Annotated in this window: 1 protein-coding gene; it reads left to right on the plus strand. The window is 40.7% G+C overall.

All coding sequences use genetic code 11. The features are described 5' to 3' along the window. Positions 1-821, plus strand: an 821-nt coding sequence (gene mobV, locus ACFILO_RS09530; RefSeq protein WP_375678217.1) for a MobV family relaxase, incomplete at its 5' end; no start/stop codon positions are given. Positions 822-918 lie beyond the last annotated feature (97 nt).

Here is a 918-nt window from a genome sequence, read left to right on the forward strand (position 1 = left end):
TACCAGAAAAACGACGGAAAGATGCTGTATTAGCTGTCGAATATGTCATGACAGCTAGTCCAGAATGGTGGGTAACAACTACTCCAGAACAGCAAAAAGAGTTCTTCAAGCGATCAAAACAGTGGTTAGTAGAAAAATACGGACAAAACCGCATAATCGCAGCTGTTGTCCATAGAGACGAAATTAGCCCCCATTTAAGCGCCTTCGTGGTGCCTTTAACACAAGATGGTAGATTATCCGCAAAAGAGTTCATTGGAAATCGAACCAAAATGACAAACGATCAAACAACCTTTGCGGAAATCATGCAAAACCTTGGTTTAGAGAGAGGTATACAGGGGAGTAAAGCACAACACCAAGCCGTTAAACGGCATTACGGAATTATCGGAAAAGAAAGCGAGTCATATATCGCCATTGATCCAGAAAAAATAGAACCAAAAAAGTTAAAACCAAGAGGATTTCTTGAGAAAATTGGATTAGCAACAGCATTTGAAACTTCCGAGTGTGTTGCTAGTCGATTAAGCAAAGAAGTAAACGAAAAATTTGCAAGTACAATCGCAATAGCCTCTAAAAGCCACGAAAATGCCCATAGAGCGACAAAGATGCAAAGAATGGTGGAATCCATAGGGAATAAATTAAAAGCGCTCCAAGAGCCATTTAAAGGGCTTAAAAACGATCAAATGAAAAAACTATTCGGTATTGCTGCATTGATGCGTCAAGAAAACGAACAAGAAAAATTGATCAAGCGTAGAGAACATTTTTTAAAAATGCGTGCAAAGAGACGTAAACGCAAGGGGGAAAAGGATAATGGTATTGGGGATTAGAGGGGTTTTTACCACCTTTATTTCATGATTTCGGAGCCGCGTGAGAAGGCTGAAACAATCCGTTTGGTTCTGGGTCAAGGTCGCCGTTAGGCGCCCC

This window comes from Bartonella sp. AP72JLCBS, assembly GCF_042195705.1.
In the GTDB taxonomy this organism is placed as follows: domain Bacteria; phylum Pseudomonadota; class Alphaproteobacteria; order Rhizobiales; family Rhizobiaceae; genus Bartonella.